The organism is Streptomyces sp. NBC_00425, assembly GCF_036030735.1.
In the GTDB taxonomy this organism is placed as follows: Bacteria; Actinomycetota; Actinomycetes; order Streptomycetales; family Streptomycetaceae; genus Streptomyces.
This window is the reverse complement of the sequence record NZ_CP107928.1, coordinates 7,503,741-7,516,424: the sequence shown is the minus strand read 5'-3', so window position 1 is coordinate 7,516,424 and position 12,684 is coordinate 7,503,741. Positions and strand designations below refer to the sequence as shown.

Below are 12,684 nucleotides of genomic sequence, written 5' to 3'. Positions count from 1 at the left end.
ACGAAGAATCATATTTCACTCACAGTCAGCAGTCGTATCCGGTAGGACCCTTGGGAGACGCGGGCTCTCGACGGATTCCCTGTGCACCAGTACCGTCACAAACCCCCCGCACGGCGTCTATCCACTTGGCGCGACATCCGCATCATGGACGACCATGGGGAATGCGGAAAGCAGAATGACCGCTGTGAGAGGAGGCGTCCATGGGATCGGTGCGCAAGGCGAGTGCCTGGCTTGGCCTCGTCGACGACAACGATGACGAGCGTTACTACGACGACGACTATTCCGAGGGGACCGACTCCGGCGACGCCTGGGTCACCGACCCCCGCGTGAAGGTGGCCACGGACACGGCCGAGGAGAAGGGCCGCCGGATCGGCACCGTCACCCCGGACAGCTTCCGGGACGCGCGGGCGATCGGTGAGCTGTTCCGCGAGGGCGTGCCGGTCATCATGAACCTCACCGCGATGGAGTCCGCCGACGCCAAGCGCGTCGTCGACTTCGCGGCCGGTCTGATCTTCGGCCTGCGGGGTTCGATCGAGCGGGTGTCCACCCGCGTGTTCCTGCTGACCCCCGCCAACACGGAGATCGTGAACGGGGACCCGTCCGCGCGCCGGACGGACGGCTTCTTCAACCAGAGCTGAGGCAGGGCCGCTCGCCGGCCCTGCCCCCTCCGGGGGTCAGCGGAAGGCGTCGAGTCCGGTGAGCGCCTTGCCCAGCACGAGCTGGTGCATCTCGACGGTGCCCTCGTAGGTGAGCACCGACTCGAGATTCGTCGCGTGCCGCATGACCGGGTACTCGAGCGAGATCCCGTTGGCCCCGAGGACGGTACGCGCGGTCCGGCAGATCTCGATCGCCTCCCGCACGTTGTTGAGTTTGCCGAAGCTGACCTGCTCGGGACGCAGGCGGCCGGCGTCCATGCGCCGCCCCAGATGGTGGGCGAGCAGGATCCCCTTGTGCAGTTCGACCGCCATGTCGGCGAGCTTGGCCTGGGTGAGCTGGAAGCCGCCGATGGGCCGCCCGAACTGCTCACGGGTCTTCGCGTATCCGACGGCGGCCTCGAAACAGGAGCGGGCCGCCCCCATCGCTCCCCACACGATGCCGTAGCGGGCGTGGTTCAGACAGCTGAGCGGCCCCTTCAGACCGGTGACCTCCGGCAGCACGGCGTCGGCGGGCAGCCGCACGTCGTCGAGGACGAGCTCGCTGGTCACACTCGCCCGCAGGGACCACTTGTGCCTGATCTCCGGGGCCGAGAAGCCCGGGCTGTCGGTCGGCACGACGAACCCCCGGATCCCGTCGTCGCTCTGCGCCCACACCACGGCGACGCCCGCGACGGAACCGTTGGTGATCCACATCTTGCGCCCGTTGAGGACCCAGTCGGAGCCGTCGCGCTTGGCGTGCGTCCGCATGCCGGCGGGGTCGGAGCCGTGGTCCGGCTCGGTGAGCCCGAAACAGCCGATGACCTCGCCGGCCGCCATCCGGGGCAGCCACGCCTGCTTCTGCTCCTCGCTGCCGAAGCGGTGGACGGCGTACATGGCGAGGGAGCCCTGCACGGAGACGAGGGACCGGATCCCGGAGTCGGCGGCCTCCAGCTCCAGGCAGGCGAGCCCGTACTGGACGGCGCTCGCTCCCGCGCAGCCGTAGCCGTCGAGCGACATGCCGAGTGCGCCGATCCCGCCGAGCTCCCGCGCGAGCTCCCGGATGACGGGCAGCTCCCCGCGCTCGTACCACTCGGCGACGTTCGGCAGCACCCGGTCCGCCGCCCAGCCGCGCACGGTGTCGCGGACCGCGAGGTCCTCCGGCTCGAGCAGGTCGTCGAGCCCGAGCGGGTCGGCGGGGTCGAAGGGCGGCAACTTCGAGGACGCGGACATACGGCAGCCTCCGGCAGAACCAAGAAGACCAGCATCGCCAGCCAGGTAAAACTAGCACCGCTAGTCAGGATGTCCCGGGTGACGTTACGACGCGACGCGCCGCACGTCCACCCGGCGAGCCGTCACACGGAGACGCGGGACGGCGCGACCTCCCTGGGAGCGGGCAGCTCCACGGGCGGCGACTCGCACTGCATGGTCCGCGGCAGGCGCAGCGCCATCACCGCCCCGAGCAGCAGCAACCCGGCGCTGACCAGCAACGTCACATGCAGTCCGTGGACGAAGCAGCCCCGGGCCGTGGCACGCAGGGCCGCTCCGGCCGGTCCGCCGAGCCGCCCGGCGACCTCGTAGGCCTCGCCCAGCGAATGCCCCGCCGCGGCCGACGCCGACGCGGGCACCCCGGGAACGGAGCTCAGCCCGGGCGCGTACGCCGCGTTCATCACACTGCCGAGCAGCGCTATGCCGATGCCCGCGCCCAGCTGGTACGAGGTCTCTCCGATGGCCGCCGCCCCGCCCGCCTGTTCCGGCGGGGCCTCGCTCAGCATCGACTCGTACGCCGCGAAGAGGGTCGTCTCCAGACCGAAGCCCAGCAGCAGGAAGCCGCACAGCAACAGCCCCGTGTTGTCCGACTCGCCCATCGCGGTCAGCGTCAGCACCGCCGCGGCCGTCAGGACGAACCCCCCGCACACCATCCGGCGGGGCCCGAACTGCCGCAACAGCCGCGCCCCGGCCAGCCCCGCCGCCATCGCGGCGAACGTCAGGGGCAGCAGGCGCAGACCCGTCTCCAGAGGGGACAGCCCCAGCACCAGCTGGAGGTACTGCGCCGCGATCAGCTCGAGGCCGACCAGCGCCAGCATCGCCAGCACGATGCACCCCACCGACGTGCTGAACGCCGGCCGTCCGAACATCCGGAGATCCACCAGCGGGTGAGCCCGCCGCCGCTGACGGCGGACGAACGCCACGAGCAGCACCACGCCGGCCGCCAGCGGGAGCACGGTGAGCGGACCGGCCTCCCCGCCGCCGAGCCGCTTCACGCCGAACACCGCGCAGAACAGCCCCGCCGCCGCCATCAGCGCACCGACCACGTCCCAGGGACCGTCCCCCGCGCCCTTCGACTCGGGCAGGAGCAGTCGCCCCACCGGCAGGCTGACGAGCATCAGCGGGATGTTGACCAGGAAGACCGAGCCCCACCAGAAGTGCTCCAGCAGCAAGCCGCCGAGCAGCGGGCCCACGGCCGCGCCCACGGCGGCCACCGCGCTCCAGATGCCTATCGCCAGCGCCCGCTCGCGGCGGTCGGGGAACACCTGCCGCAGGATCGACAGCGTCGCCGGCATGATCATCGCGCCGCCGACGCCGAGCAGCGCCCGCGCCACGATCAGCACCTCGGCGCTGCCCGCGAAGGCGGCCAGCGCGGAGGCGACGCCGAACAGGGCGTACCCGAGCAGCAGGATTCGTCTTCGGCCCACCTTGTCGCCGAGCGTGCCGAACAGGATCAGCAGCGAGGCGCAGACCAGCGGATAGGTGTCGACGATCCAGAGCAGCTCGATGGCGCCGGGCCGCAGGTCCTCGGTGACGGCGGGCACCGCCACGTGCAGCACCGTCGCGTCGACGGCGACCAGGAGCAGGCTGACGCACAGCACCACCAGGACGACCCAGCGGTTGGCACCGGCCCCGGCCGCCCGACGGCGCAGCCCGACGGCGGCCGTGGTCGTCCCGGACATGTACGTACCTCCCAGGTGATCCCTCGGTTCGGCGGGCTCACGAGGTGGGGACTCCCCGTGGCTCGGCCGGAGAGGAGCGGTGGTCTCCGGCCCGCGCAGACGAACACGAGTGACACGCAGCGTACGCGAGTTCGCGCCGGGGCCACGTGGCGGACCTCTCACCGCTCAGGGGCAACCCGTGTGGCGTACGCCACTCGCGGCGGGCCACGTCGTACGGGTCGCGGGTCGTTCGCGCACCGCTCCCGGCCCGCTCCCCGGTCCGCTCCCCGGCCGCTCGCGGGCCTCCCCCGCCCTGCCACGTGCGTCGGTCAGTGCGCCCCGGCGGTCCCGGCAGCCGGGCACGCCGTCGATAATCGGCCCGTGACCGATCTTGACGTGCGCGCGACGCCCCCCGGCTCCGCGGCCCTGCGCCGGGCAGCCCCCGCCCTCCTCGGGTACGCGGCCGTGCGCGCCCTGGGCCTGCTCGCCCTCGTCCTGTGGAGCGCGGCCCGCGACAAGAGCGCGTACACCCTGCTCACCGCCCGCTGGGACGCCCTCTGGTACACGAGGGTCGCCGAGCTGGGATACGGCTACGAGGTCCGACTGCCGAACGGCGACGTCCACTCCAATCTCGCCTTCTTCCCGCTGCTGCCCTGGCTGGAGAGGCTGCTCCACGCGACGACCCCTTTGTCGTACGCCGGCGCCGGCTTCGCGGTCTCCTCGGTCGCCTCGCTCGCGGCGGCCTGGGGGATCTTCGCGGTCGCGGACCACGTGTACGGGCGGCGGGCGGGGATCTGCGCGGTGCTGGTGTGGGCCGTGCTCCCCGTCGGGATCGTGCAGTCGATGGCGTACAGCGAGTCGCTCTTCACCGCGCTGGCCGCCTGGTCGCTGTACGCGGTGCTCACCGGCCGGTGGGTGACCGCGGGGGTGCTTGCGTCGTTGTCCGGTCTGACCCGCCCGGTCGGACTCGCGGTGGTCGCGGCGGTCTGGGCGGCGGCATCGGCGTCCCTCATCCGGGAGCGCCGGGCCCCGGGGACGGGCCCGTTCGTGCGAACCCGCGGCACGGCGCTCGACCCCGGCGCGCACGACCCCGGGCACGCCTCCCGGCCGCCCGCCGAGCCCGCCTCGGGGCGCGGGGTCACCGCCCACGGGCCCCGTGTCGATGCGCGCGCCCTCGGCATGCTGCTCGCGCCCCTCGGCGCGGCCGGCTACGTCCTGTGGGTCGGTCACCGCACCGGCCGGGGACCCCTCGGCTATCTCGACGTCCAGGCGGGCTGGCGCAACGGCTTCGACGGCGGTTACGCCTTCGCCCGCTTCGTCGGCGACAAGTTCACGGCGTTCCCGTCGGCCCTGGCCGGGGTCGGGCTGATCGTCGGCGTCGCCCTGCTGCTCCGGCTGTACGTCGTCTGCGTACGGCAGCGCCAGCCGCTGCCGCTGCTGGTGTACGGGGGCGTGGTGCTCGCCCTCGCCCTGTGCGCGTCGAGCTACTTCGGCTCGAAGCCCCGGCTGCTGCTGCCCGCGTTCCCGCTGCTGCTGCCGCCGGCGGGGGCCCTGGCCCGACTGCGGACCTCCCGGTCGACGCTGGTGGTGGGGTGCCTCGCGGTCGCGTCGGCCGTGTACGGAGCGTGGTGGCTGAACGGCTCGGGCCCCCCGTAGACGCGGACGGCCCTTTCCGTGCAGCCTTTCATAACTTCCCTAAAGTCATCCCCTGGAATGATCAAAGGAATTGCGGGAAGGAGCGTTCGAGGATTGTGGATTCCTCGGGAATTGTCACCGTTCTGAGAGCAATCCCACATCACATCGTCATCACAAACCAGCGGAATCGGCCGGGTCACGAGCTCACTCGCTGTAACGTCGTTTAGGTGCGTACCGAACAAAACCTCACCCGTCTGGACCGGGTGTTCGCCAGGCTCGACCGTGAGCCGGAACGACCGGCCCACATCGATGTGCCGAAGATGAGCAGGCACAGGGTCGCGCTGCTGGTCGCGACCCTGGCCTTCTATCTGGCGATCGTGTGGCTCGTGGTGGTCACGTCATGGCTGGTCCGTTTCGACTGGCAGGTCATGTTCTTCCGGCCGTACCAGCAGTGGCCGGAGATCCACGCCTTCCTCGACTACTACGTGGTCCTCGGCCAGCGCGGCCCGACCGCCGTGATGGTCGCCGCGTGGCTCGGCTGGAGATCCTGGCGGCAGCACACCCTGCGCCCGCTGCTCACCCTGGGCGCCTCACTGCTGCTGCTGAACATCACCGTCGGGGCCGCCAAGCTCGGCATGGGCCGGCTGGGGCCGCACTACGCGACCACCATCGGCTCGAACGAGATGGGTCTGGGCGGCGATATATTTCCCAGCGGCCACACCGCCAACGCCGTCGTGACCTGGGGAATCCTCGCGTATCTGGCTTCCACGCCGAGGGCCCGCCGCTGGCTGTCCGCCGTTTCCGCGGTGGTCTCGCTCGGCGTCGGCCTCACCACCGTCTACCTCGGTACGCACTGGCTGAGCGACGTGGTGCTGGGCTGGGCCGCGGGTCTGCTCGTCCTGCTGGCGCTGCCGTGGTGCGAGCCCCTGATCGCGCGCGCCGAGGTCGCGATCTTCACCCTGCGCGACCGTCTGCGCGAACGCCGCAGCGGCGCGCTCCCGGTGCCGGCCGCCCCGGTGGCCGTTCCGGTGCCGGTCGCGGCGGGCGCCGCCGCCTCCGCCCAGGACGAGGCAGCCGGCCCCCGCGAGACGGCCGCCACGGCCCGTCCGCCGCGCGCGCCGGTCTATCTGGCCCCCGGCCCGCACACCACCCGCTCGGAGCGCACGCCGGTCACCCCGGCCGGCAGCCGCCGGCCACCGCACGCCGACCGCCTCCCCCGCGGCGCCACGACATCGACGGCCCGCCCCCTGACCGGGGGCTGACCCGCACGGATCCGCCTCACGGCGGCGGAGCCCGGTACGCACCCCCGGCCCACGCACACAGGCCCCGCTTCCCGACGTCGGGAAGCGGGGCCTGTGCCGTCTCCGCGGGGCCTCGCGGGTGCGGCGGCGCCGCGCGGTGCCGGCCGGGCGGCTCAGCCCTTCCAGGCGCGGGCCACCCGCCCCTCGCGCACCTCGAAGTTCAACCGGCCGAAGCGGTACTCCATGGTGATGATCGTCCCCGGCGCGAGCGAGCGCACCGTCGACCACCCCCGTTCGCGCGCGAGCCGCTCGGCCTGCGCGACCTCGAGGCCGACGTATCCGTCCGGGCTGTCCTGCGGCTCCGCTGGCGGAGTGGGGTTCGCTGCCATGCCGCCACGCTAGGCCGCCGGGCGAGCCCCCGGGAACCCCGTACGGGGCTTGCGGATCACTGCGGTCACGCTTCTGTCACAGGATCACGACACGCGTTTCGGCCTAACCCCGTCACACGTACGAGCGATTTCGTACATCTTGTTCATGCATTCGAACGTGATTTCCGCACGGCGTCCGAGCCCTTCGAAAAACCCTGCGAAAAACGTCTGCGGCGCCGTATCCGAAACCGTCGAAACCCGTTCCATTCCGATTGCCGGAGCGCTCCGCGCAGCTGACTGCCCGTAGGAAATACACGGTCCCTCCACATGTCCGGCCGGCGCCGCCGGCCGGACCTCGGGCCGGCGCGGCGGCGCCGACCGAGGGAGTCCGCAGACGTCCGAGGGGGCCCTCGGCGGGCCGGGCGGCCGTCAGGGGCGCGGCGCCGGCACCGGGTCGCCGGGCGGTGTCCGGGGCCCCGCGGCCCGGGCCAGAGCAGCGTCGAGCCGGTCGCGGGCGGTTCTGATCGCGTCGTTCAGCTCCACGGGTTCCAGCACCTCGAACTCGAGGCCCGCCATCATCACGTGGATCACCATCACATCGAGACTCGCGGCTCCCGTGCGCAGCACGCAGGCCCCCTCCCCGTCGGGCTCGAGCGTGCCCGCCGAGGGCGAGACGCGTTCGGCGGCCTCGGCCAGGGGCGCCAGCAGCCGGACGGCGGCCCGGACGGCGTACGCGTGCGTGGAGACGCCCTCGGAGACGTACCCGGCGAGGTCCTGGGCGGGCGGCTCGCGCGGGTCGAAGCGCGGGCCGTGCGGCGGCCTCGGGGTCAGCCGGTCCACCCGGAACGTGCGCCAGTCCGCCCGGTCGAGATCCCAGGCGACCAGGTACCAGCGGCGTTCGGTGCACACCAGCCGGTGGGGTTCGACCGTGCGGCGGGTCTCGCCGCCGTCGTGCCCCCGGTAGTCGAAGCGCAGCCGCTCCGCGTCCCGGCAGAGATGGGCGAGTTCGGTGAGGAGGCCCGGGTCCACGGCGGAGGACCGCGGGCCGCGCAGCATCGGCACGGTGAAGGCGTTCAGGGCGCCCACCCGTCGGCGCAACCGGTGCGGCAGCACCTGCTCCAGCTTGGCCAGCGCCCGTACCGAGGTCTCGCCGATGCCCTCGATGCCCTGCCCGGCCGCCGTCCGCAGCCCCACGGCGACGGCGACGGCCTCGTCGTCGTCCAGCAGCAGGGGCGGCAACTCGGCCCCGGCGCCCAGCTGATAGCCGCCGCCGGTGCCGGGCGTCGCGTTGACCGGGTAGCCCAGTTCGCGCAGCCGTTCCACGTCCCGGCGCACCGTGCGCGCGGTGACGCCGAGCCGGTCGGCGAGCTGGGTGCCGGACCATTCGCGGTGGGCCTGGAGCAGGGAGAGCAGACGCAGCAGTCGGGCGGAGGTCTCCAGCATGCGCCCAGTGTGTCTCACGGCGGACGTGCCGGACCCGCCGGACGCCGCAGAGGCCCCGGGGAACGGCCCCGTCCCGTCGTCGGACCGGACGGGGCCGTCGTGTCCCGGCGGGGGAGCGGCTCAGAGCACGAGGCGCTGTCCGGGCACGATCAGGTCGGGGTCGCCGCCCACGACGGTCCTGTTGGCGGCGTAGACGCGCTGCCAGGTCATGCCGTGCCGGGCCCCGATGGTGCTGAGGGTGTCGCCCTCACGGACGGTGTAGTCACCGCGGGAGGCGCCGCGGGAGGCCTGCTCGCCGGCGCGGTCCCCGGTGGCGGACGAACCCTGACCCGACGTCGGGGAACCCGAGGCGCGCGAATCCGCGCCCGAACCGGCCTTCCAGGAGCTCGGCTTCTCCGAGGAGCCCGACTTCGCGGCGGACTTCTTCGAACCGGAGGAATGCGACGACTTCGACGACGTCGACGTCTTCGAGGACTTCGAGGAACCCGAGGAGGAGCCCGAGCCGTCCGTGGACGAGCCGGCGCCCGGTGCGCTGCCGGAGGCTCCGGCGCGCGCCGAGCAGGTCGGCCACGCGCCCCAGCCCTGGGCGTTCTGCACCTTCGCCGCGATGGAGATCTGCTGTGCCTTACTGGCCTTGTCGGCGGTGGACGCGTAGGCGCCGCCGCCGAACGCGCGCCAGGTGCCGGCGGAGAACTGCAGCCCGCCGTAGTACCCGTTGCCGGTGTTGATGTGCCAGTCGCCGCCGCTCTCGCACTGGGCGATGCGGTCCCACACCCCGCTGTCGGCCGCTGCGGCCTCGCCGGTCGCGGACAGCAGTCCGAGAGGGGCGAGAAGTACCGCCCCGGCGAGGACCGCCGTCTTGCGCGACGACTTGCGGGTGCGGATATCGGCACATTCGGACATGTAGATCCCTCTCTACGAACCCGGGCTCCCCCGGGACGGGGCACGTCTGGCGCACAGGGCGCGGTCGTCGTGCTCCGTCCCGTCCGCCGGCGGTCGTGCTGCGCGATGTCTGGCCGCGCGGCCGGCGGACGTTCCCGAGCGGTGCTCGTTGCACACGGCGGAGCAATCTAGGGATGCTGACGAGTCGTTATCAACCAACTCACCTCCGCCCCAGGCCACTTGCCGGTTACCTTGGGTATCAGCGATTTTCGGCCACCTGTTTCATCCGCTCATTTCCCGCTTTGTCGACCGGAGGCCCCGGTCGACTGTGAGTCAGCTCACCGGATCAACTTCCGTGACCTCCCCGTTACTTGACAGGGAGTGTCCGGTTCCGCACCCTGGGTGACCGTGCGCGCAGGATGGTTCGATTCCGTTCGCTCTGCAGCGTGACTCCCGCCACAGATCGCCCGTTGTCTTCTTCATGAGCCGGGGACCCGCCCGGACCACGAGCCGGGGCCACCCGGACTCGCCCCAGCACCGCATCCGAGGGAGCCCCCCGTGCCGCGCATGCTCGACGTCAGCGACGAGGTTCGCGCCGAGATCGGCGACGAAGAAGCCGACCGGCTGCTCGCCGGAGACAACGCCCCGGGCAGTTACGACTGCACGTCCTGCCGCACCCCGGGCGACTCCGACAACGAGCGCACCAGCACCGTCCTGTTCATCGGGGACGAGACCGCCGTCCTCGCCTTCGCCCACTCCACCTGCCTGCCCTCGCAGGTCGTCCAGGTCACGGAGGAGCAGCTGCAGGGCGCGGTCCGCTCCATCAACGGCGACTCGGCCGACCTGGACGCCGGCAAGGTCGCCCCCGAGCAGGCCGTGCTCGGCGTGACCAGCGGACTCGTGCTGATCGCCGGGGAGTTGCACCCGGCCCTGGTCGTCGAGCCGACCGCGCCCATCGTGCGGCCCGGCACCACCGGCGCCGGCGACGACTTCCTGCCGCTGCTCATCGAGCAGGGCTTCATGCCGCTCTCCCAGCTGTCCGAGGTGCCGCCGGTGCAGCACGGCTGGTCGGTGCTGCTGGCCATGGGCCAGCTGCACGCGGTGCTGCAGCCCTCGGCGAACGGCGGCCAGCCGGTCGCCTGGTGGCAGGCTCACCAGCCGCTGCAGGTGACGGAGGGGTGGCGCGCCGCCGCCAACAAGCACCAGCAGGTGCTGATGTTCGCGGCCCCGGTCGGGTCGATCGGCCGTCAGCCCCGTGAGGACCTGCTGCGGGACGCGCTCGACAAGGCCGCCGCGGGCGGGCAGTTGGTCGGGGCGGCCCTGCCGCTCGCCGGAACCTGAGGTCTGCGGGGCGCGGGGCCCCGCAGACACCTCCCACGCCGCACGCACGTCCCGCGCCCCGCACGTCCCGCGCCCCGTACGGCGGGCGTGCGGACGTGCGGCGGGCGTGCGGGCGTGCGGGGCTCACGCGCCCGACGGCACGCCGTCCGGCCGCATCCCTTGATGTCCGACCTCGTTTGGACATACGTGCACACCTACGACGTTCCCCGCCGCCCGTCCTTCCCGTCGATCCCCTCCGCGCGACCGGCGCAGGACGCGCAGGGCGGCCCATCGGCCACGCCGATCTACGACGCGCTCTACGCCGAGTACGTCAAGACGTTCCGCTCGCTGCCGGGTGACCGCAGCGGCGAGGACGACCTGGGGTTCACCGCGTTCGGGAACATCCCGCACCACACTAGCTCGTACCCGGCCCCCCGCCCGGGGTCGTTCAGCAGCTCGTACAGCGCCTACAGCGCCGGGGCGCAGAGCGCGCGGCACGGGAACGGGCAGCAGTCGCAGTGGCAGCGGGTCGGGCAGATCGGCGGCCAGCAGCAGCACCAGCCCACCGCGATGCACCACATCCCGGCGGCGCTCCCGCCGGCCCCCCGCAGGACCTTCTGACCGGGGCCGGACACGGCCGGAGGGCGGCGCCCGTCACAGGCGCCGCCCTCCGCTCGGTCCCGCCCGGCTTCCGCCGGGCTACTTCTTCTTCGTGCCGCGCTTCTCGCGCACCCGCACCGAGATGTGGATCGGGGTGCCGTCGAAGCCGAACTCCTCGCGCAGCCGGCGCTCGATGAAGCGCCGGTAGCCCGCCTCGATGAAGCCGGAGGCGAAGAGGACGAACCGCGGCGGCTTGGTGCCGGCCTGGGTGCCGAAGAGGATGCGCGGCTGCTTGCCGCCCCGCACCGGGTGCGGGTGCGCGGCGACCAGCTCGCCGAGGAAGGCGTTCAGGCGGCCCGTGGGCACGCGGGTCTCCCAGCCGGCCAGCGCGGTCTCGATCGCCGGGACCAGCTTCTCCATGTGGCGGCCGGTGCGCGCCGAGACGTTCACCCGGGGGGCCCACGCCACCTGGGCGAACTCGGTCTCGATCTCCCGCTCCAGGTAGTAGCGGCGCTCCTCGTCGAGGGTGTCCCACTTGTTGTAGGCGATGACGAGGGCGCGGCCCGCGTCGACGGCCATGGTGACGATGCGCTGGTCCTGGACCGAGATCGACTCCGAGGCGTCGATGAGGATGACCGCCACCTCGGCCTTCTCGACGGCGGCGGCGGTGCGCAGAGAGGCGTAGTAGTCGGCGCCCTGCTGGAGGTGGACGCGCTTGCGGATGCCGGCCGTGTCGACGAACTTCCAGGTGACGCCGCCGAGTTCGATCAGCTCGTCCACCGGGTCCCGGGTGGTGCCCGCGACCTCGTTGACGACGACGCGCTCCTCGTTCGCCACCTTGTTCAGCAGCGAGGACTTGCCGACGTTCGGACGGCCGATGAGCGCGATCCGGCGGGGGCCGCCGACCGCGGTGCCGAAGGTCTGCGCGGGGGCCTCCGGCAGTGCCTCCAGGACGGCGTCCAGCATGTCGCCGGTGCCGCGGCCGTGCAGTGCGGAGATCGGGTGCGGCTCGCCGAGGCCCAGGGACCACAGGTAGGCGGCGTCGGCCTCGGCGCTCGGGCCGTCGACCTTGTTGGCGGCCAGGACGACGGGCTTGCCTGCCTTGCGCAGCAGCCGGACGACCGCCTCGTCGGTGTCGGTGGCGCCGACCTTGGCGTCCACGACGAAGACGACGGCGTCGGCGGCCTCGATCGCGTACTCGGCCTGTGCGGCCACGGAGGCGTCGATGCCGAGGACGTCCTGCTCCCAGCCGCCGGTGTCGACGAGCTTGAAGCGGCGGCCCGACCACTCGGCCTCGTAGGTGACGCGGTCGCGGGTGACGCCCGGCTTGTCCTCGACGACGGCCTCACGGCGGCCGATGATGCGGTTCACCAGGGTCGACTTGCCGACATTGGGGCGGCCGACGACGGCGAGCACGGGCAGCGGCCCGTGACCGGCCTCCTCGATGGCCCCCTCGACGTCCTCGATGTCGAAGCCCTCGACGGCGGCGAGCTCCATGAACTCCGCGTACTCGGCGTCACCGAGCGCCCCGTGATCGTGCTCGAAGGCATCCGAGCCGTCGGGCTGGCTGTGGTCGTTCATGAAGTCCGTACCTCGTCGTTCCATCGTGGTGATCGGTGGAGCGCCCCGTTCG

11 protein-coding genes are annotated in these 12,684 nt (G+C 72.5%); 5 read left to right on the top strand and 6 right to left on the bottom strand.

Annotated elements, in window-relative coordinates; translation table 11 throughout:
• Nucleotides 1-200: 200 nt before the first annotated feature.
• Nucleotides 201-638, top strand: a complete 438-nt coding sequence (locus OHS82_RS33065) for a cell division protein SepF (protein WP_057579807.1) — start codon at nt 201-203, stop codon at nt 636-638.
• 36 nt (nt 639-674) lie between these two features.
• Here OHS82_RS33065 and OHS82_RS33060 read toward each other — a convergent pair whose 3' ends face one another.
• A complete protein-coding gene (locus tag OHS82_RS33060) occupies nt 675-1,865 on the bottom strand; it encodes an acyl-CoA dehydrogenase family protein (RefSeq protein ID WP_057579809.1) in 1,191 nt (396 codons plus the stop codon).
• 122 nt (nt 1,866-1,987) lie between these two features.
• Complete coding sequence (locus tag OHS82_RS33055; RefSeq protein ID WP_328435098.1) at nt 1,988-3,583, bottom strand: MFS transporter; 1,596 nt, start codon at nt 3,581-3,583, stop codon at nt 1,988-1,990.
• A 360-nt stretch (nt 3,584-3,943) separates the two neighbouring features.
• On the opposite strand from OHS82_RS33055, the gene OHS82_RS33050 reads away from it, so the two are divergent.
• Complete coding sequence (locus OHS82_RS33050) at nt 3,944-5,218, top strand: mannosyltransferase family protein (RefSeq protein ID WP_328435097.1); 1,275 nt, start codon at nt 3,944-3,946, stop codon at nt 5,216-5,218.
• A gap of 206 nt (nt 5,219-5,424) precedes the next feature.
• Nucleotides 5,425-6,459 carry a phosphatase PAP2 family protein gene (locus tag OHS82_RS33045; RefSeq protein ID WP_057579815.1) on the top strand — a complete coding sequence of 345 codons (1,035 nt, stop codon included), beginning with the start codon at nt 5,425-5,427 and terminating at the stop codon, nt 6,457-6,459.
• Between the two features lie 152 nt (nt 6,460-6,611).
• Here the strand turns inward: OHS82_RS33045 and OHS82_RS33040 are convergent, their stop codons facing one another.
• The 3 genes from OHS82_RS33040 to OHS82_RS33030 form a co-directional block, all read right to left on the bottom strand.
• On the bottom strand, nt 6,612-6,827 hold the full coding sequence (locus tag OHS82_RS33040) for an I78 family peptidase inhibitor (protein WP_057579818.1): 216 nt from the start codon (nt 6,825-6,827) through the stop codon (nt 6,612-6,614).
• A gap of 408 nt (nt 6,828-7,235) precedes the next feature.
• A complete protein-coding gene (locus OHS82_RS33035) occupies nt 7,236-8,249 on the bottom strand; it encodes a helix-turn-helix transcriptional regulator (protein ID WP_057579820.1) in 1,014 nt (337 codons plus the stop codon).
• 120 nt (nt 8,250-8,369) lie between these two features.
• Nucleotides 8,370-9,152 carry a LysM peptidoglycan-binding domain-containing protein gene (locus OHS82_RS33030; protein WP_057579821.1) on the bottom strand — a complete coding sequence of 261 codons (783 nt, stop codon included), beginning with the start codon at nt 9,150-9,152 and terminating at the stop codon, nt 8,370-8,372.
• A gap of 537 nt (nt 9,153-9,689) precedes the next feature.
• Here OHS82_RS33030 and OHS82_RS33025 point away from each other — a divergent pair.
• Nucleotides 9,690-10,472 carry a hypothetical protein gene (locus tag OHS82_RS33025; protein WP_057579823.1) on the top strand — a complete coding sequence of 261 codons (783 nt, stop codon included), beginning with the start codon at nt 9,690-9,692 and terminating at the stop codon, nt 10,470-10,472.
• 186 nt (nt 10,473-10,658) lie between these two features.
• Nucleotides 10,659-11,072 (top strand): hypothetical protein, encoded by a 414-nt coding sequence (locus OHS82_RS33020; protein ID WP_057579912.1) that lies wholly within the window; start codon nt 10,659-10,661, stop codon nt 11,070-11,072.
• 78 nt (nt 11,073-11,150) lie between these two features.
• Here the strand turns inward: OHS82_RS33020 and der are convergent, their stop codons facing one another.
• A complete protein-coding gene (der, locus tag OHS82_RS33015; RefSeq protein ID WP_057579825.1) occupies nt 11,151-12,632 on the bottom strand; it encodes a ribosome biogenesis GTPase Der in 1,482 nt (493 codons plus the stop codon).
• Nucleotides 12,633-12,684 lie beyond the last annotated feature (52 nt).

Bases quoted from the DNA above. Each gene is read 5' to 3' on its own strand.
- OHS82_RS33065 (WP_057579807.1), top strand. From the start codon at position 201: ATGGGATCGGTGCGCAAGGCGAGTGCCTGGCTTGGCCTCGTCGACGAC.
- OHS82_RS33060 (WP_057579809.1), bottom strand. From the start codon at position 1,865: ATGTCCGCGTCCTCGAAGTTGCCGCCCTTCGACCCCGCCGACCCGCTC.
- OHS82_RS33055 (WP_328435098.1), bottom strand. From the start codon at position 3,583: ATGTCCGGGACGACCACGGCCGCCGTCGGGCTGCGCCGTCGGGCGGCC.
- OHS82_RS33040 (WP_057579818.1), bottom strand. From the start codon at position 6,827: ATGGCAGCGAACCCCACTCCGCCAGCGGAGCCGCAGGACAGCCCGGAC.
- OHS82_RS33035 (WP_057579820.1), bottom strand. From the start codon at position 8,249: ATGCTGGAGACCTCCGCCCGACTGCTGCGTCTGCTCTCCCTGCTCCAG.
- OHS82_RS33030 (WP_057579821.1), bottom strand. From the start codon at position 9,152: ATGTCCGAATGTGCCGATATCCGCACCCGCAAGTCGTCGCGCAAGACG.
- der (WP_057579825.1), bottom strand. From the start codon at position 12,632: ATGAACGACCACAGCCAGCCCGACGGCTCGGATGCCTTCGAGCACGAT.